Genomic DNA, 20,975 nt, shown 5'->3' with positions numbered 1-20,975 from the left:
TGGGGTCACCTGATCGGTGGTAAGCCCGAGGCATCGGACCTACCCGGTCGCCGACGTCCGTCGCCGGCCCGACGGGAGAGCGCATGCGCCCAGGGGCCACGCCGTCCGCCGCGGGCGGGGAGGACGCCGCGGCAGGCGAGGCCCCCGCGGGCGGGGCGCACGTCGACTACCGGGCCGTGTTCGCCGTGCTCACCGCGCCGAAGGTCGTGCTCTCGCCCGACCTCGTCGTGCTGGACGCGAACGAGTCGTTCCTCACGTCGGTGGGCCGGCCCGCCGAGGCCGTGCTCGGGCGGCACTTCGTCGACGCGTTCCCCGTCGGCCCGGACGGTGCGGAGGCTGTCTCGGTCGTGGTGGCGTCGCTCCGGCGGGTCGTCCGCACCGCGCGGCTCGAGATGGTGGGGCCGCACCGGTACGACGTGCCCGAGCGGAGCGGCGCGTGGGCGGAGCGCTGGTGGATCACGACGAACGTGCCCGTCGTCGACGCCGGCGGCCGCGTCGCCTACCTCGTCCACCGCGCCGAGGACGTCACGGACGTGGTCGTCGCGGGGCGGCTCGCCACGGGGGCCGACGCGCCCCCGGCCGTCCCGCCCGAGCACGGCGTCATCGAGCACGCGATGGCCGTCAGCTCGACGATCGGGCGGTTCGCCGCCGCGTTCGAGCGGGAGCGCGCGGCGGCGATCCACCTGCAGGCCTCCCTGCTCACCCCGCCGCCCGACGTGCCCGGCCTCACGATCGCCGTCCGGTACCGGCACGCCGCGCCGGAGACGAACGTCGGCGGCGACTGGTACGACGCGTTCGCGGCGCCCGACGGTGCGACGGTCGTCGTCGTGGGGGACGTGACGGGGCACGACACGGCCGCCGCGGCGCGGATGGGCCAGCTGCGCGGGACCCTGCGGGCCGTGACGTACACGCACGACGCCGCACCGGGCGCCGCGCTCGACCTGACCGACGCCACCGCGACCGGTCTCGGGCTGGGCGTGACGGCCACGGCGGTGGTCGCGCGGGTCGACGCGGCGGCGCCGGACGGCAGCCGACGGCTCACCTGGTCGTCGGCCGGGCACCCGCCGGCGGTGCTGGTGCGGGGCGACGGCAGCGCACGGCTGCTCGCGGGGCGCCCCGGCATGCTCCTCGGCTACGGCACGGGCGCGCCCCGGCCGCAGCACACGGACGTGCTGCACCCCGGCGACGTGCTCCTGCTCTACACCGACGGCCTGGTCGAGCGCCGCGGCGAGTCGCTCCGCGCGACCCTCGCCGGCCTCCCGGACCGCGTGGCGGCCCTCGGTGCGCACGCGCCGGACGAGCTGCTCGACGCGGCCCTCGCGGCGTTCATCCCCGGCGGCACGGACGACGACGTCGCGCTGCTGGCCGTCCGGGTGGACCCCGCCGGGGAGGCGCCCGGGACGGCGTCCGCGGGGTCGGCGGCGGTGCCCACGGACGGCGCCGGGAAGGCGTAGCCGGCCGCGCCGGTTGTGGCGGTCGTCGGTGCGGGGAGTCCGCCCGGCGCCGGCCACCCACCGAGGAGCACGCATGTCGATCGTCGTCACCGGGGCCACGGGTCATCTGGGCCGTCTCGTCGTGGAGGGCCTGCTCGACGCGGGGGTCACGCCGTCCGACGTCGTCGCGGGCGGGCGCGCCACCGAGCGGATCGCGGACCTCGCGGCGCGCGGCGTGCGCGTCGTGACGCTCGACCACGACCGCCCGGAGACGGTGGCCGCCGCGTTCGCGGGCGCCTCCACGGTGCTGTTCGTGTCCGGGAGCGAGCCGGGCCGGCGCCTCCCGCAGCACCGGACCGTCGTCGACGCGGCCGTCGGCGCGGGCGTCGGGCGCGTCGTGTACACGTCGGCCCCGCACGCCGACACGACGTCCCTGGTCCTCGCGCCCGACCACCGGGCGACGGAGGAGATGCTCGCGGCGTCCGGCCTGCCCGTGACCGTGCTGCGCAACAACTGGTACACCGAGAACTACGTCACCACGCTGCAGCAGGCGGCGGCGACGGGCGAGATCGTGGCGTCGGTCGGCGACGGGCGCGTGGCGTCCGCGACGCGCGCCGACCTCGCCGCCGGGGCCGTCGCCGTGCTGCTCGGCGAGGGGCACGAGGGCCGCACCTACGAGCTCACGGGCGACGTCGCGTGGGACTTCGACGACCTCGCCGCCGCCGCGACCGCGCTGCTGGGCCGCCCGGTCGCGTACCGCCGCGTCGACGCCGCCGAGCACCTGGCGGTCCTCACGGCCGCGGGCCTCGACGAGGGCACCGCCGGCTTCGTCGTCGCCCTCGACGCGAACATCGCCGCGGGCGAGCTCGCGGACGCGACCGACCACCTGCGCACCCTCATCGGCCGCCCGACGACCCCGCTCACCGAGGGCCTGCGCGCCGCCCTCGCCTGACGGGGTCCCCGCCGCCTCCCGACCCGCCACCTCCCGACCCGCCACGCCCCGCGAACCCGGACTTCCTCAGCAGGACACCCCGCAGGTGCGGAGGACGTCCGGGTTCGGCGGCGGGTGGGGGCCGTGGGGGCGGGGGGCGGGGGCGGGGTGGAGGGGACGGGTCGCGTCAGCGGCGGCGGACCGCGATGACGCGCTGCAGCACCACGAACGCGAGCAGCACGGCCCCGATGAACACCCGGGTCCACCAGGAGTCGAGGCCCTCGCGCGCGATGAGGACCTGGATGAGCCCGTACACGAGCACGCCCGCGCCGGTGCCGAGCACGAACCCGACCCCGCCGGACAGGAGCGTCCCGCCGATGACGACGGCGGCGATCGCGTCGAGCTCCATGCCGATGCCCGTGAGGTTGAAACCGGACTTCGTGTACAGGGCGAAGAGGATGCCGGCGATGCCCGCGCACGTCCCGCTGATGACGTACACCCACACGCGGGTGCGGGCGGGCTTGAGGCCCATGAGCTGGACGGCCGCACCGCGGTCGCCGGCGCCGAGCCCGTAGACCGTCCGCCCGAACCGCGTGTAGTGCAGCAGGTAGACGGCCACGAGCAGGACGGCGAGCGCGATGAGGATGCTCGCGTTGATGCGCCAGAGCCCGCGGCCCTCGCCGAACTTCAGGCTCCACGACGCCAGCGCGGAGAACCCCGGGTCGTCGATCGCGAGCGAGTTGGTGCTCACGACGTTCGCGAGCCCGCGCGCGAGGAACATGACCGCGAGGGACGCGATGAACGGCTGGATCTCGAAGACCTGCACCATCACGCCGATGATCAGGCCGCACGACGTGCCGATGAGCACCCCGACGACGAGCACGACCGGCAGCGGCAGGCCCGCGGTGAAGAGCCGCGCCGTCGCCAGCCCGACGAGCGCGACGACCGCGCCCACCGACAGGTCGATGCCGCCGGCGAGGATCACGAACGTCATCCCCACGGCCAGCACCAGCAGGTAGGAGTTGTCGATGAGCAGGTTCGACAGCAGCTTCATGCTGAGGAACGACGCCCGGTCGGTGCTGTAGCGGCTCTGCCCGACACCGAGCATGAGGACGAGCGTGAGGACCGTGCCGAGCACGGGCAGGAAGCGCCGGTCGACGCGGCCGAGGTAGCCGCGCACGCGGTCGACGGACGCGCGCGGGCCGGTGCCGCGCGGGGCCGTCCGGGCGAGCTGGTCGGTGCTCACGCTGCCACCTCCACGGGGCGGGCGGTGCCGCGGGCGCGCGGCCGGGGCCTGCGCAGCCGGCTGCGCAGGTAGGGGGACGCCGCGACGCAGACCGCGATGAGCACGACGGCCTTGAACAGCGGCGTGGTCTGGCTGGGCAGCTCGAAGATGATGACGGCCCGCTCGAGCGCCGAGAGCAGCAGCGCGCCGACGACGAGCCCGCCGAGGTGGAACCGGCCGCCGTCGAGCCGCGTGCCGCCGAGGACGACGACCATGATCGCGTCCAGCTCCTTGAGCAGGCCGATGTTGTTGGCGTCGGCGGCCATGGTCGGGGCGCCGTAGACGATCCCCGCGAGGCCGGCCAGCAGCCCGGCGATGATGTACACCGTCCACGTCGTCGACCGGGCCTTGACGCCCGCGAGCCGGCTGGCCTCGCGGTTGATGCCGATGGACTCGAGGAACATGCCCAGCGCGGTGCGCCGGACCGCGAGCGCGACGAGGACGAACACCGCGACCGCGACGACGACGGGGGTCGGCACGCCCAGCACGAAGCCGGACCCGAGCGACTTGAACGGCGGGCTGGTGACGGTCGTGATCTGGCCCTCGGTGATGAGCATCGCGATGCCGCGCCCGGCCACCATGAGGATCATCGTCGCGATGAACGGCTGGATGTCGAGCACGGCGACCATGAACCCGTTGAAGGCGCCGGCCACGACCCCCAGCCCGAGCCCGAGCGCGAGCGCCGTCGCGACCGTCACCGGGCTGCTCGGGTCCGCCGCGCCGTCGAGGTACGTGAGCGAGACCGCGAGCGACATCGCCATCACCGCCCCGACGGACAGGTCGATGCCGCCGGTGGCGATGACGAGGCACATGCCGAGCGCCAGCAGCAGCGGCGTCGCGCTGTTGCGCAGCAGGTCGACGAGCTGGCCGTACAGGTGGTCGTCGCGCAGCGTGACGTCGAGGAAGCCGGGGCTCTTCGCGCCGCAGGCCAGCAGCAGCACGACGAGCGCGACGGTCGGCCACAGCAGCCCGTGCTGCGTGACCTCGCGCCACAGGGTGCCGGCGCGGCCGCCGGGCGCGTGGGCGGTGGACGTGGTCATGAGGCGTGCACCCCGCTGCTCGCGATGGTCTCGAGGACGGTCTCGGTCGTGACGTCGTCGCCGTTGGTGACCTCGGCGATCTTCTGCCGGTCGCGCATGACGACGACCCGCTGGCTGAGGCGGAGCACCTCCTCCAGCTCGGAGGAGATGAAGACCACGGACATGCCGTCGGCCGCGAGCTCCGTGACGAGCCGCTGGATCTCGGTCTTCGCGCCGATGTCGATGCCGCGCGTGGGCTCGTCGAGCACGAGCAGCCGCGGCGCGGTGGCGAGCCACCGCGCGAGCAGCACCTTCTGCTGGTTGCCGCCGGACAGGTTGCGGATCAGCGCGTTCGGGTTCGGCGGGTTGATGTTGAGCGCGACCATGTACTTCTGCACGAGCTCGTCGAGCTCGCGCCGCGGGACCCGGCGCCACGTGCCGCGGCTGGCCTGCAGCGCGAGGGCGATGTTCTCGCGGACCGTGAGGTCGCCGATGACGCCCTCCTTCTTGCGGTCCTCGGTGGACAGCGCGATGCCGCGGCGCAGGGCGGCCAGCGGCGTGCTCAGCCGCACGGGCGTGCCCTGCACCGCGAGGGTGCCGTGGTCGGGGCGGTCGGCGCCGGTGAGCAGCCGCGCGGCCTCGGTGCGGCCCGACCCGAGCAGCCCCGCGAAGCCGACGATCTCGCCCGGGTAGAGGTCGAGGTCGAACGGCTCGACGGACCCGTCCTTGCCGATGCCGACGCCCGTGAGCAGCGGCGTCTCGCGCGAGGAGTGGGTCGTGACGGCCGCGCGGGCCTTCTCCTCGATGCCCGCGAGGGCCTCGCCCGAGCGGCCCACCATGTGCGAGATGAGGTCGCGCCGGGACAGGTCGGCGGTGCGGAACTCCCCGACGAACCGGCCGTTGCGCAGCACCGTCATGCGGTCCGACAGCGCGTACACCTGCTCGAGGAAGTGGGACACGAACAGGATCGCGACGCCCGCGTCGCGCAGCGTCCGCACGACGCGGAAGAGCTCGGCGACCTCGGCCTTGTCGAGGCTGGACGTCGGCTCGTCGAGGATCAGGACCCTCGCGTCGACGACGAGCGCACGGGCGATCGCGCACAGCTGCTGCACCGCGATACTGTGCGCCGCGAGCGGCGACCGCGGGTCGATGTCGAGGTGGAGCCGCTGCAGGTAGCGCCGAGCCTCGCGCCGGGTGGCCCGCCAGTCGACGAACGGGCCGCGGCGGACCTCGTGGCCGAGCATGACGTTCTCGGCCACCGTGAGGTTCGTGCAGAGGTTGACCTCCTGGTACACGGTGCTGATGCCCGCCGCCTGCGCCTGGCTCGGGTCGTCGAACCGCAGCTCGCGCCCGTCGACCTGGATGCCGCCGGAGTCGACCCGGTACACGCCCGTCAGCGCCTTGATGAGCGTCGACTTGCCGGCGCCGTTCTCGCCCATGAGCGCGTGCACCTCACCGCGGCGCAGCACGAGGTCGACGCCGTCGAGCGCCTTGACGCCCGGGAAGCTGATCGTGATGCCGGTCATCCGCACCGCGGCGTCGTCGGCCTGCGGGTTGCTGTCGGACATCGATGTCCTTCCTCGCCCCCGGGGGCGGCGGGAGTGCGGGACGGCGGGACTGCGGGACGGCGGCGGGACGGGCGGGCCGGCCGGCCCGCCCGTCCGTGCGTGCGTCAGTAGGCGCGGGCGTCCACGTCGGCCTGCGTGATGGTCTGGTCGAACGACGCGTCCTCGACGACCGTGGTCTCGGGGACGTCGTCGCCGTTCGCGACCTGGGTGATGAGCTCGGCGAGCTGGTCGCCGAACACGGGGTTGCACTCGACCACGTAGTTGAACTTCTTGTCGACGAGGGCCTGGAGGCCGTCGCGCACGCCGTCGACCGACACGATCTGGATGTCCTCGCCGGGCACCTTGCCGGCCGCCTCGATCGCCTCGATGGCGCCGAGGCCCATGTCGTCGTTGTGCGTGAAGATCAGGTTCATCTCCGGGTAGGCCTGCAGCGCGCCCTCGACGGCCGTGCGGCCCTCGGCGCGCGTGAAGTTGCCGGACGCCCTGCCGATGACCTGCTCGCCGACGACCTCGTTGAAGCCCTCCTCGCGGTCGACCTGCGCACCGGAGCCGAGGGTGCCCTGCAGCTCGAAGACCTTCGCGTCGGGCGCGTTCTCGGCGACCCACTCGCCGGCCGTGCGCCCCTCCTGCTCGAAGTCCGCGCCGATCCACGTGACGAAGGGGTCCTCGACGTCCGTCTCGACGGTCCGGTCGACGAGGACCACCGGGATGCCGGAGTCCTGGATCTCCTGCAGCACCTCGTCCCAGCCGGTCTCGATGACCGGCGAGAACGCGATGACGTCGACGTCCTGGGCGACGAAGTCGCGCAGCGCCCTGATCTGGTTCTCCTGCTTCTGCTGGGCGTCGACGAAGGTCAGGTCGAAGCCGTTCTCCTCCGTGAGGCTCTCCTTGACCGACTCGGTGTTGGCGGTGCGCCACCCGCTCTCGGCCCCGAGCTGCGAGAAGCCGACGCGGATGAGGTCGTCGCCGCCGGTGTCGCCGGACGCGCCGGCGTCGCCGCCGCCGCCGCTGCTGCAGGCGCCGAGGGCGAGCACGGCGCCGATGCCGACGAGGACGGTGAGGCGGGACCGCAGAGACGCGGGACGAGACATGGACTCCTCCTTGAGCCGATTCCGACCTCGGTGTCGGACATGTCGATTGTTAACGCTCACAACATGGGGGTCAAGGCTCGCGCGGGTCACGATCCGGTCACACCGACACCTCCGGGCCGCCCGGTCAGCGGCGCGGGGGACCGGTGCTGGCCCGCACCGTCAGTGCCGCCGGCACGAGCGCCGGCTCGGCCGGCTCCCTCGCCATCGCGGCGACGAGCTGGTCCAGGCACCGCCTCCCCAGCTGGACGAAGTCCGGCGTCACCGTGGTCAGCGGCGGGAAGAAGTGGGCCGCGCCCTCGACGTCGTCGTACCCCACCACCGACACGTCGTGCGGGACGCGCACCCCGGACTCCGCGAACGCGTGCAGCAGACCGAGCGCGAGCTGGTCGTTGGCCGCGAACACGGCCGTCGGCAGGCGCTCCTCGCCCGCCCGGTCCCGCGCCACGAGCTGCGTGCCGATGCGGAAGCCGGTCGACGCCGTCCAGTCGCCCGGCACCGGCGCACGCGGCTGCAGACCCGCCTGCTGCATCGTGTCGCGCCAGCCGCGCTCCCGGGAGCGGGCGTCCAGCCACACCGACGGACCGCTCACGTGCAGCACGTCGGTGTGCCCGAGGTCCAGCAGGTGCCGCGTCGCCAGGCGCGCGCCCGCGTACTGGTTCACCGCGACCGTGGGGATGTCCCCGTCGAGCTCCGCGGGGCCGACCATGACGACCGGCACCCGTGCGCTGAACGCCTGCACGGCGCGCACGGCCTCGTCGTGGGACGCGATGACCACCACGCCGTCCACGCCCTGGTCGAGGTAGTGCTCGAGCGACGCCCGCACCGTCGGGACGTCCCACCGCGTCACGGTCGCCACCGACACGTACATGCCGCCGCTGCGTGCCGCGTTCTCGAGCGCGATGAGCGTCATCGTCGGCCCGTACAGCGGCGAGTCCTCGGTGACGACCCCGATCGCGCCCGTACGGCGGGTGACCAGGGCGCGCGCCGCGGTGTTGCGGCGGTACCCGAGCTGCTCGATCGCCGCCACGACGCGCGCACGGGTCTCCGCGCGCACGTTCGGGTGGTCGTTGAGGACGCGCGAGACGGTCTGGTGGGACACGCCGGCGAGCTGCGCGACGTCGCTCATGGCCGGCGGACGGTCGCCGTACGCGGGCACGGCGGTGGCCGGCACGGCGCGGGCGGGCACTGCCGTGGCGGGCACTGCCGTCGCGGGCACCGCCGTCGCCGGCACGGTGGTGGCCGGCACGGTGGTGGCGGGCACCGTCGTGGCGGGCACGGCAGTCGCGGGCACGGTCGTGCCGTGCGGCGCGGTGGCGGGCCGCGCACCCGGGGTCGCTGCGCCCGTGGGCGGGGCGTCGCGCCCGCCCACGCGCGGTGCGACCGGCTCCCTCGTCGACTTCCTCGTCACACCCGGCTCTTCCCCCTCGGTGGCCGTCGCCGGGGGGGACGACGCCGCTGTCTGCCTGTGAACGCTAACAGGGTGGTCGCCGTGGCGGCGAGGCCCCCGCGCGTCCGCCGTGTCACGTCCCCATCATCCTTGCCGGACCGCCGCCACGCCCATCGGTCCACGGCGCTGCGGCGGCCCGACCGGTCCGCGACCGCCGCGACCCCGCGGGCGTGCGCCTCGTCGACGGCGCTGCCACCGCCCGGACCTGCCCGTCCGCTCCGCCGGACGCCGAACCGGCGGTTCCTGACCACGTGCGGCCGCCGGTGCTGAGAAGGTCCGGCCTCGGCGGCGGGATCAGCCGAGCAGGTCGCGCGCGAGGACGCCCGCCTGGAGGCGCGAGCGGACGCCCAGCTTCGCGAGCACGTGGCTGACGTGCGACTTCACCGTCGTCGGAGAGACGACGAGCCGCTCCGCGAGCTGCGCGTTGGACAGGCCCGCACCGAGGCCGGCGAGCACGTCCCGCTCCCGGGCGGTGAGGGCGGCGATCCGGGGGTCCTCGGGCGCGTCGGGCGCGTCCGCCGCGGGGGTGCCGCCGAGCGGCTGGCGTCCCGCGACCGCGTCGAGCAGCCGGCGCGTCACCTCGGGCGCCAGCACGCCCTCGCCCGCGGCCACGCGCCGCACCGCGTCGACGAGCTCGGCGGCGCCCACGGACTTGAGCAGGAAGCCCGCGGCACCCGCGCGCACCATGCCGACGACGTACTCGTCCAGGTCGAACGTCGTGAGCGCGACCACCTCGGCCAGGCCGGCGGCCACGATCGCCTCGGTCGCCGCGATGCCGTCCGTGCCGGGCATCCGCACGTCCATGAGCACGACGTCCGGGCGCAGCGCCCGCGCCTGGCGCACCGCCACGTCGCCGTCGCCGGCCTCGCCGACGACCGCCACGTCGCCCGACTGCTCCAGCATGAGGCGCAGCCCCGCGCGGATCGCGCCGTGGTCGTCGGCGAGCAGCACGCGCACCCGCCTCGCACCCGCCTCGCCCCCGACCGCGCCGCCCCCGACCGCCACGCCCGCAGCGCCGCCGGGCCCCGCGCCGCTCACGCCGGCACCGCCGACGGCTCGAGCGGCAGCGCGACGCGCACGACCCACGTCCCGTGCTCCGGTCCGGCCGTCGCCGTGCCGCCGAGCGTGGCGGCGCGCTCGCGCATCGTCGTCAGCCCGGACGAGGACGACGGCAGCACCGGCGGGCCCCCCGCCCCGGTCACGGGCGGGCTGCCGGCGGGCACGGCGTTGCGGACCTCCAGGTGCAGCGCGTGGCCGTCGGTGCGGACGGCGAGGGAGGGCCGGCCGGCGCCGTGCTTGTGCGCGTTCGTGACGGCCTCCTGGACGATCCGGTACGCCGTCTGACCCACGGCGGCGGACACCGCCGGCAGCGCCGCCGCGTCGACGTCGACGTCGAGCGCCGTGACCCGGTCGAGGCCGGGGGGCGCGGGCACGTCGCCGGCGCCGGCGCCCGCGCGGAGCACGAGGATCATCGCGCGCATCTCCGTCAGGGCGTCGAGGGCCGCCGCGCGCACGGCGCGCAGGGCGGTGCGGTCACGGGCCTCGTCGGGGGGGCTCGCGAGCGCGGCCTCGGCGTGGATCGCGACGGCGGACAGGTGCCCGGCGACCGCGTCGTGCAGGTCGCGGGCCATGCGGGTGCGCTCGTCCTGGACGGCGGACGCCCGGTCGAGGGCGGCGATGCGTGCGGCGTCGTCGGCGTGCGCGCGCGCCAGGTCGGCCCGCTCGGCCTCCAGGTCGGCGCGCTGCCGCTCGAGGTCCGCACGCTGCGCCTCGGACCGCGCGAGCTCCTCGGTGCGGCGCACGTCGCCGCCCCACCAGAACGGCGTGAGGAACAGCGCGACGGCGACGAGGACGACCTGCACGACGTCGCGCGCCGACCCCCCGGCGACGGCGGCCGCACCCGCCAGGGCGACGACGCCCCCGACGACCACGCCCTGCGTGACCCGGCGCGCCCGTGACCCGGCGTGCACCGCGACGGTGAACAGCGCGTCGAACAGCACGAGGTACATCCCGAGCCCGCCGCCGAGCAGGGCGTCGACGACCGACAGCGCGACGACCGCGAGCATGACCGCCACGGGCCGGCGCCGCTTCGCGACGAGCAGCAGCACGCCCACGAGCAGCAGGCCGGCCTGCCACCACCGCGGCCCCGGCAGGTCGAGCACCCGCTCGGTCGGCCCCACCCCGCCGACGTCCAGCGCCAGCAGCAGCAGGCCGAGCAGCAGCAGGCCCAGCGCGTCGGCCCGGTCCGTCGCCCCGGACGCGCGCGCGGCCCACCACCGGCCGGTGGCGGCGGCCGCGTGGCGGCGCACGGCGGTGAGCATGTGCCCATCCCAGCAGACGCCCGGGCGCGCACCCTCGTCCGAAGGGAGGAGGCGCGTCGTCCCTCCGGACCGGCCACCCCCGCCAGGACCCTCCGTCCGCCCGGCGCGCCCGCCCACCCGCCCGGGCGAGCGTGGGGGCATGACGTTCTTCGACTGGGTCCTCGACCACCCCGTGGGCGCGCTCGTGGTGGCGTGCGAGATCGCGTTCTGGGTGTTCCTCGCCGCCGCCGTCGCCGCCCGGTACGTCCTGGGGCGCCGGCGGCTGTCCACCGTGCTGCTGCTGTGCGAGCCGGCGATCGAGGTCGTGCTGCTCGTGGCCACGGTCGGGGACCTGGTGAGCGGCAGCGAGCCCACGTGGACGCACGGCCTCGCGGCGGTCTACCTCGGGTACACGGTGGCGTTCGGGAGGTGGACGGTCGAGAAGGTCGACGCGTGGGTCGCGTGGCGGTTCTTCGACGGGCCGCGCCCGCCGCGGGCGCCGAAGCGCGGTCGGGCGGCCCTGCGGCACGAGTGGCGCCTGTGGCTGCGGGTGGTGCTCGCGTGGGCGGTCGCGTGCGGGATCCTCGGGGTGCTGGCGCTCATCGCGTCCGCACCCGAGCAGCGCGCGGTGCTGGCCGGCTGGGCCGGCCGCGCGACGCTCGTCATGGTGCTGTGGTGCGTGTTCGGGCCGGTGTGGCAGCTGTTCACGGACGGCGACGAGCCGGACCGCGCCGAACTGCAGCGCGGCGAGCCGCGGCGCACCGAGCCGGACCGGCCGGACGCCGCGCGCGGCGACGTCCGGCCGGGGCCCGTCACCTGACGAACGGCCAGCCCGCGGAGTCCCAGCCGAGCAGGTTGATGCCCAGCCGCGAGTCCCCCGCGTCGGTGTACCAGTGGTAGAAGAGCACGTCGCCGTCCGTGTCCCGCAGCGTCGCGCTGTGGCCCGGGCCGTTGACGGAGCCCCGCCCGGCGAGGATCTCCGTGCCGCCACCGCTCGTCATGCGGGTGCCGGCACGGTCGACGTACGGCCCGGTGATCGACGCGGAGCGGCCGACGGCCACGCGGTACGTGCTGTCGGCACCGCGGCAGCACGCGTCGAACGACACGAACAGGTAGTACCAGCCGTCGCGGTAGAGGATGTCGGGCGCCTCCAGGCCGGCGCTCCGGGTGGCGAGCGAGTGGAGGGCCGTGCCCTGCCGCAGGCCCGTCGACGGGTTGATCTCGATGAGCTTGATGCCGGTCCAGAACGAGCCGTAGCTCATCCAGGTCCGGCCCTGCGCGTCCGTGACGACGTCGGGGTCGATCGCGTTGTGGTCGCTCGACGCCGTGGTGCTCACGACGAGGCCGCGGTTGGTCCACGACCCGGCGTTGCCGGTGGGGCTGGTCGCGAGGTAGATGCCCGAGTTCCGGGACCCGAACGTCGACGCGGAGTAGTACAGCCAGTACTGCCCGTCGCGGTAGGACAGGTCGGGCGCCCACAGGTCGCCGGTGGTGTGCGCGGACGTCCACGGCGTGCCGTTGGGGAAGGCCGATCCGGCGTCGGTCCACGCGGTGCGGTCGCGGGACGTCTTCAGGGGGATGCCGCGGCCGGTCGTCGCGACGAGGTAGGACCCGTCGGGACGCTTGACGACCGTGGGGTCGTGCGCCCAGGTGGCGCCCGTGACGACGCCGGGACCGGGGTAGGCGGCGGGCGGGGTGCCCGTGCCGCCGCCGTCGTTGCCGCCGCCGGACGTCGTGCTGGTCCAGCGCTGGTTGTCCCGGCCGGTGCAGGTCCACAGCGTGACCGCCGTGCCGTTGGCGGTGCGAGCGCCCGTGACGTCGACGCACAGCCCGGACGGCTGGTGCACGAGGCTCCCGTTGCCGCCGCGCGCGAACCGCTGGTTGGCGCTGCCCGTGCAGCTCCACGAGATCAGGGCAGTGCCGGGGGTGGTGCCCCACTCGAGCGCGTCCAGGCAGCGCGTGCCGTCGAACGTGCGCAGCTCGCCGGAGGACGTGAGCGTCCAGCCCTGCCCGGCGACGCCGTTGCAGTCCCAGATCTGGATGCGCGCGCCGGGGGTGGAGTCGTTGCCGACGACGTCGAGGCACCGGCCGGACTGCGCGGAGACGAGCGTGGGCGGCGCGGCCTGCGCGGGTGGGGCGGAGGCCGTGCCGGCGAGGGCGGCGACCAGGGCGGCCGCCGCGGCGAGGACGAGGGCGCGGACCCCCGTCGCGTGGATGCGTCGTTGCATCGATGCCGCCTTTCGGACGTGGGGGCGTGTGATCGCTAACATCGCGGAAAACGCTCTCTTGTACAACGTTGTGAATCGCTTAGTCACGTGAGCGCACCGCCCGCTACCCGCGGGGTCCGCGACGGGTCAGGAGGTGCGTTCGCCCGGGACGCGGGTGACCGGGGTCGACGTCAGCCGGATCTCGGGGTCGGCCCCGACGAACGCGGCCGCCGCCGCACCCTCCGCACCGACCGCGTCCCGCTCGGCCGGCGTCAGCGGACGCAGGGGTCGGACGACCACGCGCCCCTCGGCGAGCTCCCACGTCGCCGCGACGAACCCGTCGACCAGCACGGTGGCGCGCACCATCGACCACCCCGGCATCACGTCCCGGCGCACCGCCTCGGGCAGGATCCGGCCGCGGTCGCGGTGCGCGAGGACGGCGTCGTCGAACATCGGGAGGAAGCGCACGGGCGCGGGCGCGTCCTCGTCCGCCAGGGGGCCGTCCGGCACGTCGAGCAGCTCGCGACCGTCGGGGCCGTGCAGCACCCGGAGCTCGCCGCGCATCGCGTCGACGACCGGCCGCAGCCGGGTCAGGCCGCACCACGCCTGCAGGTCCATGACCCCGGCCGGCCCGAACGCCGCCAGGTACCGGCGCACGAGCGCCGGCACGTCCGGCTCGCCCACCGGCGCGCCCAGCCACGCGTCGGCCGCCGTCACGGCGATCGACCGCCGGCTCCACCACGACCCGAACGCCGACGTCGCCGGGTCGTGCACCACCGGCGTCAGCGCCTCGACGGCCGCCGCCACCACGGCCGCCTTGCGCCCGGGGAACCGCTCGACCAGCGCCGCACCCAGGTCGCGCCGCCGCACCGTGGCGTCGCCCAGCACCTCGCGCGCCGCGGCCACGAGCACCGCGGGGTCGAGGTCGCCCACGTGCTCGGCGTAGTACGGCGCCCGCACGAGCCGGTCCAGCACCGGCTGCACGGTCGGCCGCAGCCAGCCGTGGTCGGCCGCCGCCGTCAGGTGCTGGGTCCCGCGCAGCAGCGGCGCGCGCACGAGCGTCCGCGCCTCGACCGCCGCGTCGAGGTCGGCAGTGCGGAAGCCGGCCAGCCGCGCCCACATCCCCACGTGCACCCAGTTCGGCTCCTGCGCCTGCACCGCGACGCGCCGCCGCACGGCCGCCACCACGCCGCCGTCGGACCGCACGTCGAGCTGCTGACGGTGCAGCAGCGTGCGGTTGAGCCGCCGCAGCGACAGGGTCGTCATGCCCCGACGCTAGGGCCGGAAGCGGTCACCTCCCGGCCGCTTCCTGCCGCAGCGCGACCGGGTGGCCCGCGGTGCCGACGAGCGCACCGGCGGGCAGCCGGCGGTCGGCGAGCACCAGCAGCGCCCCGAGGCCCGCGAACGCCGTGCCGTACGCCAGCACGTTGCGCAGCAGGCCGCCCCACCCCAGCGCCCCGAGGTCGACGAACCCGTACGGGTACCCCGCGCCGGGGACCAGCAGACCGCGGGCCGTCGTGACGGCGCAGTACAGCAGGAGCGCCCCGACCCACCACGCGACCGCGCGCCACCGCAGGCGCCGGTGCGCGTCGAGCAGCAGGAAGTCCAGCAGGGCCGCGACCGGCACGACCTCGTGCTCGATCTGCCCGCCCGTCAGGCCGAGCGCGACGGCAGGCGCGCCCGGCGCCCCGGGCGCGAGGACGAGCCACGACACGAGCCCGGTGATGAGCAGGAACAGCGTCACCCCGGCCTTGAGCACCGCCGGCGGGTGGCCCCGCCCGGCCAGCGACGCGACCGCCGCCCACACCAGCACCAGGGCGAACGACAGGTTCGACAGGTTCGTGAAGTACACGAGGCCGCCGAGGTCACCCTCGCGCCACACCTCCTGCGTCCCGGCCAGCGCGAGCGTCGCCACGCACAGGCGCAGCTGGGCGACGACGACGTCGAGCACGCGCACCTGGGCCTCCTGGCGTCCGGCCGGCGGCGGCGCCGGTGCGTCCACCGTGCCACGCGCACCGCGGCCCGCAGCACCGGGGTGCCGCCGGGACCGCTCACCGCGAGCGCGCGCGGCCGCGCGGCTAGGGTCGCCTGGACCCATCGCTCGACGACGAGGACGACGCCCCCCATGACGCAGCACTCCCCCGCACCCGTCCGGTTCGGCGTGATCGGCTCCGGCTGGCGCGCCGAGTTCTTCGTGCGGATGGCGCGGCTCATGCCCGAGCGGTTCACGTGCACGGGCGTCGTGACGCGCACCGCCGAGCGCGGGGCCGAGGTGGAGGCGCGGTGGGGCGTGCCGACCGTGCGGACCGTCGAGGAGCTCGTCACGGGTGCCGTCCCGGGGGCGAGCGCGGCGCCCGACCGGCCCGAGCTCGTCGTCACCGCGACGCCGTGGCCGGTGACCCCGGAGGTCGTGCGCGAGCTGGTCGACGCGTCCGTGCCCGTGCTGGCGGAGACGCCCCCGGCCCCCGACGTCGACGGCCTGCGCCGCCTGTGGGCGGACGTCGGCACGTCCGGCCTCGTGCAGGTCGCCGAGCACAGCCCGTTCATGCCCGCGCACCAGGCGCGGCAGCGGCTCGTCGCGGACGGGCTCATCGGCGCCCCGACGAGCGTGCAGGTCTCCTCGACGCACCTGTACCACGCGGTCGGGCTGGCCCGGCGGCTGCTCGGCGCGGGCCGCGGCGCGACCACCGTGCACGCCCGCGCGTTCACCGCGCCGCTCGTCGACCCGATCACCCGGCACGGCTGGTCCAACGCCACCGAGCCCGCCGCCGCCCGCACGATCCTCGCGACGATCGACCTCGGCGACGGCCGGCACATCCTCTACGACTTCACCGACAACCAGTGGCACAACCCGCTGCGCGCCAACCGCATCGTCGTGCGCGGCTCGCTCGGCGAGGTCGTCGGGGACGACGTGACGCGGTGGCTCGACCCGCGCACGGTGCTGACCTCCCGGATCTCGCGCCGGCAGTCGGGCATCGAGCAGGACCTCGACGGCTTCGACCTCGAGCACCTGTCGATCGACGGGCGCGTCCTGTACCGCAACCCGTTCACGGGCGCCCGGCTCGCCGACGACGACATCGCGGTGGCGCACCTGCTCGACCTCACGGGTGCGTGGGTGCGCGGTGACGCGCCGCCGCCGTACCCGCTCGCCGACGGCATCCAGGACCACCTGCTGGGCCTCGCGATGGAGGAGTCGGCCCGCACGGGCGCCCCGGTGACGACGGCCGCGGAGGCGTGGGCGGACGCCTGAGACCGCCTCCGGATGCCGGATCGCGGGGGCCGGGCCACGCTCGTCGCATGACGCGCTTCGGGTACACCCTCATGACCGAGCAGTCCGGGCCGCGCGAGCTCGTGCGGTACGCGCAGGCCGCCGACCGGCTCGGGTTCGACTTCGCCGTGTCGTCCGACCACTACTTCCCGTGGCTGGAGGAGCAGGGGCACGCGCCCTACGCGTGGACGCTGCTCGGTGCGGTCGCGCAGGCGACGCAGCGCATCGACCTCATGACCTACGTGACCTGCCCGACGATCCGGTACCACCCGGCCGTCGTCGCGCAGAAGGCCGCGACGCTCGCGATCCTCTCCGACGACCGGTTCACCCTCGGCGTGGGCGCGGGCGAGAACCTCAACGAGCACGTGGTCGGCGAGCGCTGGCCCGCCGTCGGGGAGCGGCACGACCTGCTCGAGGAGGCGCTCGAGATCATCCACGAGCTGCTGTCCGGCGAGCGCGTCACGTACGAGGGCGTCCACTTCCGCGTCGACTCCGCCAAGCTGTGGGACCTGCCCGATCAGCCGGTGGAGATCGGCGTGGCGGTGTCCGGCAGCCAGTCCATCTCGCGGTTCAGCGGCCTGGCCGACCACCTCATCGCGGTCGAGCCGGACGCACAGATCGTCGAGCGGTGGGACGCCGCGCGCGCCGAGGACGGCCTCGCGGACACCCCGTCGCGCAAGATCGGCCAGATCCCGATCTCCTGGGACCCGGACCCCGAGCGCGCCAAGCAGCGCGCGCACGAGCAGTTCCGCTGGTTCGGCGGCGGCTGGAAGGTCAACGCCGACCTGCCGACGACCGAGGCGTTCGACGCCGCGAGCCAGTTCGTCCGGCCGGACGACGTCGCGGAGCAGATCCCGTGCGGTCCCGACCTCGACGCGATCGTCGAGGCCGTGTCCGCCTACTGGGAGGCCGGGTTCACCGACATCGCGGTCGTCCAGGTGGGCGACGAGGCGCAGGAGCGCTTCCTGGCCGAGGCGGCGGAACCCCTGCTCGCGAAGCTCCGCGCGGCCGCCCCGTCGTCCTGACGCCGGCCGCCGCGACCGGGAGGCGTGAGGCGACGCGCCCACCCTGCCCCGGGTGGCAGGGTGGGCGCGTGCTGCCCCCGCCCACCCCGGCCGCCGACCACCACGCGGGTCGCGACCGCGTCGCCGTCCACCCGCACGCCGTCCACCCGCACGGCGCGCTCCCGCCCGGCACGGCCCCGCGATGAGGTACCTGGACGCCGACGCCGTCCTCTCCCTGGGGCCGGCGGGGGCGGTCGCAGCGGTCGTCGACGCGCTGCGCGACGGGCTGGACCCGGCGGAGGACCTGGCACGCATCCCGGTCGGGCTGGAGCACGGCCAGCTCCTGCTGATGCCGTCGCAGCGCCCGACGGCCGTGGGGGTCAAGGTCGCGACCGTCGCCCCGGACAACCCACGCCGCGGGCTGCCGCGCATCCAGGCCACCTACCTGCTGTTCGACCCGACCAGCCTCGCCCTGCGGGCCGCGCTCGACGGGACGGCGCTGACCACGCTGCGCACGCCCGCGGTGTCGGTCGCGACGGTCCTGCCGGCGCTGCCGGACCGGCCGCTGCACCTGGCCGTGGTCGGCGCCGGACCGCAGGCCCTGGGCCACGTGCGCACGCTCGCGGCCGTCCGTCCCCTGGCCACCGTGACCCACCTGCTCCGTGACCCGGTGGGCGGCCCGGTGCCCGCGGTGCGCCTGGGCTCACCGGAGGCGGCGGCGGCGCTGGGCGGGGCGGACGTCGTCGTGTGCGCGACCTCGGCCCGCGTCCCGGTGTTCGACTCGTCGCTGCTGGGCGAGCGTGTCGTCGTCGTCGCCGTCGGCTCGCACGAGCCCGACGCCCGCGAGCTCGACGGGCCGTTGCTCGAGCGTGCCACGGTGGTCGTGGAGGACGTCGCGACCGCGCTCCGGGAGGCCGGTGACGTGGTGCTGGCCGTCGCGGAGGGCCGGCTGCGGGTCGACGAGCTCGTCCCGCTGCGCGAGGTCGTGCGCGGCACCGTCGCGCTGCCGGCGGACCGGCCGGTGGTGTTCAAGGGCGTGGGCATGTCCTGGCAGGACGTCGTCGTCGCCGAGGCGGTCCTGCGCCACACCGACACCGGCCGCTGACCTCCGGGGGACCTCCGGCAGGGTTCGGACGGCCGGAAGCCGCGGCACCGGGCGGCCCCACACCGGCGTCGCCCGTTATCGCAACCGTGCCGCGGCGCCTACGGTGCGGGTGCGCCGACGCAGCCCGGGACCACGCGGTCCCGGGCTCGTCCGCGTGCGTCCGCCGTCGTCGTCCCCGGAGCCCCATGAGCACGCCCGACCGTCCCGCACCCGCCGGCACGGACCTCCCCCGCCCGACCCCGGCGCAGCTGCGCCGGTGGCGGCGCAACCTCGCGGACGAGCGCGCGGAGGCCGCCGTCTACCGGGATCTCGCCCGGCGCCGCACCGGCGAGGAGCGCGACATCCTCCTGGCCCTCGCCGAGGCCGAGCGCCGGCACGAGTCGCACTGGCTGGAGCTGCTGGGTGACCAGGTCGGCCGGCCGCTGCGGGGCGACTGGCGCAGTCGCGTGCTGGGGTGGCTCGCCCGCCGGTTCGGGTCCGTGTTCGTGCTCGCGCTCGCGCAGCGCGCCGAGGCCCGGTCGACGTACGAGCGGGACGCCGAGGCGACGCCGCGCATGGCCGCCGACGAGCAGATCCACGAGGAGGTCGTCCGCGGCCTCGCGATGCGCGGCCGCCAGCAGATGTCCGGCACGTTCCGGGCCGCCGTGTTCGGCGCGAACGACGGGCTCGTGTCGAACCTCGCCCTCGTGCTGGGCATCGGCGCGTCGGGCGTGCCGACGGGGACCGTGCTGCTCACCGGCCTGGCCGGTCTGCTCGCGGGTGCGCTCTCGATGGGCGCCGGCGAGTACGTGTCGGTGCGCTCGCAGCGCGAGCTGCTGGAGGCGTCGCGTCCCGACGCCGCCGCGGCCGCGGCGCTCGCGCACCTCGACGTCGACGCGAACGAGCTCGCGCTCGTCTACCGGGCGCGCGGGATGTCGTCGCGGGACGCGCAGGAGCGCGCCGACGTCGTCCTCGCCTCGCTCGCGCAGTACCAGGCGCAGCAGCAGGTCACCGGCTCGTTGCTGCGCACCACCACGTCGCTCCCCGGCCCGATCCCCGTGCCGGGCGCCGACGCCGGGACGGACGGCCCCCCGCCGCCCGCCCGGCCGGAGCGCGACGAGCACGAGTCCGTCGGCACGCCGTGGGGCGCGGCCCTGTCGAGCTTCGGCTTCTTCGCGTCCGGCGCGGCCGTGCCGGTGCTGCCGTACCTGCTGGGCGCCGAGGGCCTGACCGCCGTGGCGTGGTCGGCGGGCCTCGTCGGCGTGGCGCTGCTGTGCACGGGCTCGGTCGTGGGGCTGCTGTCGGGGGCGTCGCCGGGCAGGCGTGCCCTGCGCCAGCTCGGCATCGGCTTCGGCGCCGCGGCGGCCACCTACCTGCTGGGTCTGGCGTTCGGCACGAGCACGGTGTGAGATCGGGGCCGACCGGCTTCCACGTCCGAGGGGCCGGGCGACGTCGGGGGGGACGGGAGCGGACGCACGGCGTCCGCGGACAGGAGCGCACCGTGCCGATCCACCACCTCGACCCGCAGCTCGCGAACCACCGGGTGTACTGGCACGCGTACGGGTGTGCGGACCGCGGCGACGGACCCGACGCCGCGTACTACGTCTCCGGCCAGCCGTACGGGATCCTCAACGGCGTCACCCACAGCACGGTCCCGCCGGCGCAGGTGCTCCCCGCACTGCGCGAGCGCCTCGCCGACGTCCCGTGGGCGTGGCGCGTCACGGAGCTCGCGCCGGCGGGCACCCACAACGAGCTGCTCGCGCTCGGCGGGCACGATGCCGGGGCGATGCCGGTCATGGCCCTGGAGACGCGGCGGTACCGGCCGCCGGCCGACGCGGACGGCGCGGTGCGCGTCCGGGAGCTGCCCGACGGCGCGGACCTCGCCGACTGGGTCGCGGCCTACGGGCCGCCGATGGGCCTGCGCCCCGAGCACTTCCCCGCGCTGACCGCGCTAGACGCGGGGCGGTCGTACGGGGAGGACACGCTGACGCGCTTCGTCGCCGACGTGGACGGACGGGTCGTGGCGACGACCGAGCTGCTCGTCACGGGCGACGTCGCCGGCGTGTACCTCGTGGCGACCCTGGAGACGTACCGGCGCCGCGGGCTGGCCACCGCGCTCGTGCACGCGGCGGTCGGGCACGCCGTCGCCTCGGGCGCGCACGTCGTGACGCTGCAGGCCAGCAGCTCCGGCGCCCCCGTGTACGCGCGGCTGGGGTTCCAGGAGGTCTCGACGATCCACCTGGTGGTGTTCGCACCGACGGTCCGCTGAAGCACGGGTGCGCCGTGCCGTCGGTGGTGCGCAGCCGGTCCTCGAGGAGCGGTGCCGCCACCGGGCGGT

General features: G+C 75.8%; 19 protein-coding genes. 9 read left to right on the top strand and 10 right to left on the bottom strand.

What is annotated here, in order from left to right; all coding sequences use genetic code 11:
- Positions 1 to 83 precede the first annotated feature (83 nt).
- Together E5225_RS00635 and E5225_RS00630 are read left to right on the top strand one after the other, a co-directional pair.
- Positions 84 to 1,454: a SpoIIE family protein phosphatase gene (locus tag E5225_RS00635; RefSeq protein WP_135972558.1), complete on the top strand. Its 1,371-nt coding sequence runs from the start codon at positions 84 to 86 to the stop codon at positions 1,452 to 1,454.
- Positions 1,455 to 1,527: 73 nt separating this feature from the next.
- Positions 1,528 to 2,385: an SDR family oxidoreductase gene (locus E5225_RS00630; RefSeq protein WP_135972559.1), complete on the top strand. Its 858-nt coding sequence runs from the start codon at positions 1,528 to 1,530 to the stop codon at positions 2,383 to 2,385.
- A 166-nt stretch (positions 2,386 to 2,551) separates the two neighbouring features.
- On the opposite strand, the gene E5225_RS00625 is transcribed toward E5225_RS00630, so the two are convergent.
- The 5 genes from E5225_RS00625 to E5225_RS00605 form a co-directional block, all read right to left on the bottom strand.
- Entirely contained in the window at positions 2,552 to 3,610 is a 1,059-nt protein-coding gene (locus E5225_RS00625; protein WP_208012474.1) for an ABC transporter permease subunit, read from the bottom strand.
- On the bottom strand, positions 3,607 to 4,689 hold the full coding sequence (locus E5225_RS00620; RefSeq protein WP_135972560.1) for an ABC transporter permease: 1,083 nt from the start codon (positions 4,687 to 4,689) through the stop codon (positions 3,607 to 3,609). The genes E5225_RS00625 and E5225_RS00620 overlap by 4 nt, the downstream gene beginning before the upstream one ends.
- Positions 4,686 to 6,236, bottom strand: a complete 1,551-nt coding sequence (locus tag E5225_RS00615) for a sugar ABC transporter ATP-binding protein (RefSeq protein WP_135972561.1) — start codon at positions 6,234 to 6,236, stop codon at positions 4,686 to 4,688. The genes E5225_RS00620 and E5225_RS00615 overlap by 4 nt, the downstream gene beginning before the upstream one ends.
- Positions 6,237 to 6,340: 104 nt before the next feature.
- Complete coding sequence (locus E5225_RS00610) at positions 6,341 to 7,327, bottom strand: ABC transporter substrate-binding protein (RefSeq protein ID WP_135972562.1); 987 nt, start codon at positions 7,325 to 7,327, stop codon at positions 6,341 to 6,343.
- Between the two features lie 124 nt (positions 7,328 to 7,451).
- A complete protein-coding gene (locus E5225_RS00605) occupies positions 7,452 to 8,453 on the bottom strand; it encodes a LacI family DNA-binding transcriptional regulator (protein WP_135972563.1) in 1,002 nt (333 codons plus the stop codon).
- On the opposite strand from E5225_RS00605, the gene E5225_RS00600 reads away from it, so the two are divergent.
- Positions 8,452 to 8,796, top strand: a complete 345-nt coding sequence (locus E5225_RS00600; RefSeq protein WP_135972564.1) for a hypothetical protein — start codon at positions 8,452 to 8,454, stop codon at positions 8,794 to 8,796. The two genes, E5225_RS00605 and E5225_RS00600, sit on opposite strands and share 2 nt — an antisense overlap.
- A gap of 272 nt (positions 8,797 to 9,068) precedes the next feature.
- On the opposite strand, the gene E5225_RS00595 is transcribed toward E5225_RS00600, so the two are convergent.
- Both E5225_RS00595 and E5225_RS00590 read right to left on the bottom strand, forming a co-directional pair.
- Positions 9,069 to 9,725, bottom strand: a complete 657-nt coding sequence (locus E5225_RS00595; protein WP_208012477.1) for a response regulator — start codon at positions 9,723 to 9,725, stop codon at positions 9,069 to 9,071.
- An 83-nt stretch (positions 9,726 to 9,808) separates the two neighbouring features.
- Entirely contained in the window at positions 9,809 to 11,095 is a 1,287-nt protein-coding gene (locus tag E5225_RS00590) for a sensor histidine kinase (protein ID WP_166435909.1), read from the bottom strand.
- Positions 11,096 to 11,234: 139 nt separating this feature from the next.
- On the opposite strand from E5225_RS00590, the gene E5225_RS00585 reads away from it, so the two are divergent.
- The gene (locus E5225_RS00585; protein WP_208012475.1) at positions 11,235 to 11,894 is read left to right on the top strand and encodes a hypothetical protein; all 660 of its coding nucleotides are present in this window, start codon (positions 11,235 to 11,237) and stop codon (positions 11,892 to 11,894) included.
- On the opposite strand, the gene E5225_RS00580 is transcribed toward E5225_RS00585, so the two are convergent.
- From E5225_RS00580 to E5225_RS00570, 3 genes are all read right to left on the bottom strand, one after another.
- Complete coding sequence (locus tag E5225_RS00580; RefSeq protein ID WP_166435910.1) at positions 11,887 to 13,302, bottom strand: family 43 glycosylhydrolase; 1,416 nt, start codon at positions 13,300 to 13,302, stop codon at positions 11,887 to 11,889. The genes E5225_RS00585 and E5225_RS00580 overlap by 8 nt on opposite strands.
- Positions 13,303 to 13,428: 126 nt before the next feature.
- On the bottom strand, positions 13,429 to 14,547 hold the full coding sequence (locus E5225_RS00575) for a winged helix DNA-binding domain-containing protein (RefSeq protein WP_135972568.1): 1,119 nt from the start codon (positions 14,545 to 14,547) through the stop codon (positions 13,429 to 13,431).
- Positions 14,548 to 14,572: 25 nt separating this feature from the next.
- The gene (locus E5225_RS00570) at positions 14,573 to 15,283 is read right to left on the bottom strand and encodes a Pr6Pr family membrane protein (RefSeq protein WP_243738121.1); all 711 of its coding nucleotides are present in this window, start codon (positions 15,281 to 15,283) and stop codon (positions 14,573 to 14,575) included.
- Between the two features lie 123 nt (positions 15,284 to 15,406).
- Between E5225_RS00570 and E5225_RS00565 the strand changes: the two genes are divergently transcribed.
- The 5 genes from E5225_RS00565 (at position 15,407) to E5225_RS00545 (ending at position 20,906) form a co-directional block, all read left to right on the top strand.
- On the top strand, positions 15,407 to 16,531 hold the full coding sequence (locus E5225_RS00565) for a Gfo/Idh/MocA family protein (RefSeq protein ID WP_135972569.1): 1,125 nt from the start codon (positions 15,407 to 15,409) through the stop codon (positions 16,529 to 16,531).
- Between the two features lie 47 nt (positions 16,532 to 16,578).
- Positions 16,579 to 17,574 carry a TIGR03557 family F420-dependent LLM class oxidoreductase gene (locus tag E5225_RS00560; RefSeq protein ID WP_135972570.1) on the top strand — a complete coding sequence of 332 codons (996 nt, stop codon included), beginning with the start codon at positions 16,579 to 16,581 and terminating at the stop codon, positions 17,572 to 17,574.
- A 181-nt stretch (positions 17,575 to 17,755) separates the two neighbouring features.
- On the top strand, positions 17,756 to 18,658 hold the full coding sequence (locus tag E5225_RS00555; RefSeq protein ID WP_135972571.1) for an ornithine cyclodeaminase family protein: 903 nt from the start codon (positions 17,756 to 17,758) through the stop codon (positions 18,656 to 18,658).
- A 185-nt stretch (positions 18,659 to 18,843) separates the two neighbouring features.
- Positions 18,844 to 20,046, top strand: a complete 1,203-nt coding sequence (locus tag E5225_RS00550) for a VIT1/CCC1 transporter family protein (protein WP_135972572.1) — start codon at positions 18,844 to 18,846, stop codon at positions 20,044 to 20,046.
- 92 nt (positions 20,047 to 20,138) lie between these two features.
- Positions 20,139 to 20,906: a GNAT family N-acetyltransferase gene (locus E5225_RS00545; RefSeq protein ID WP_135972573.1), complete on the top strand. Its 768-nt coding sequence runs from the start codon at positions 20,139 to 20,141 to the stop codon at positions 20,904 to 20,906.
- The last annotated feature ends 69 nt before the right edge of the window (positions 20,907 to 20,975 follow it).

Origin of the sequence: Cellulomonas shaoxiangyii, assembly GCF_004798685.1 — a bacterium.
Lineage (GTDB): Bacteria > Actinomycetota > Actinomycetes > Actinomycetales > Cellulomonadaceae > Cellulomonas > Cellulomonas shaoxiangyii.
This window is presented reverse-complemented; position numbering and strand designations above follow the sequence as displayed.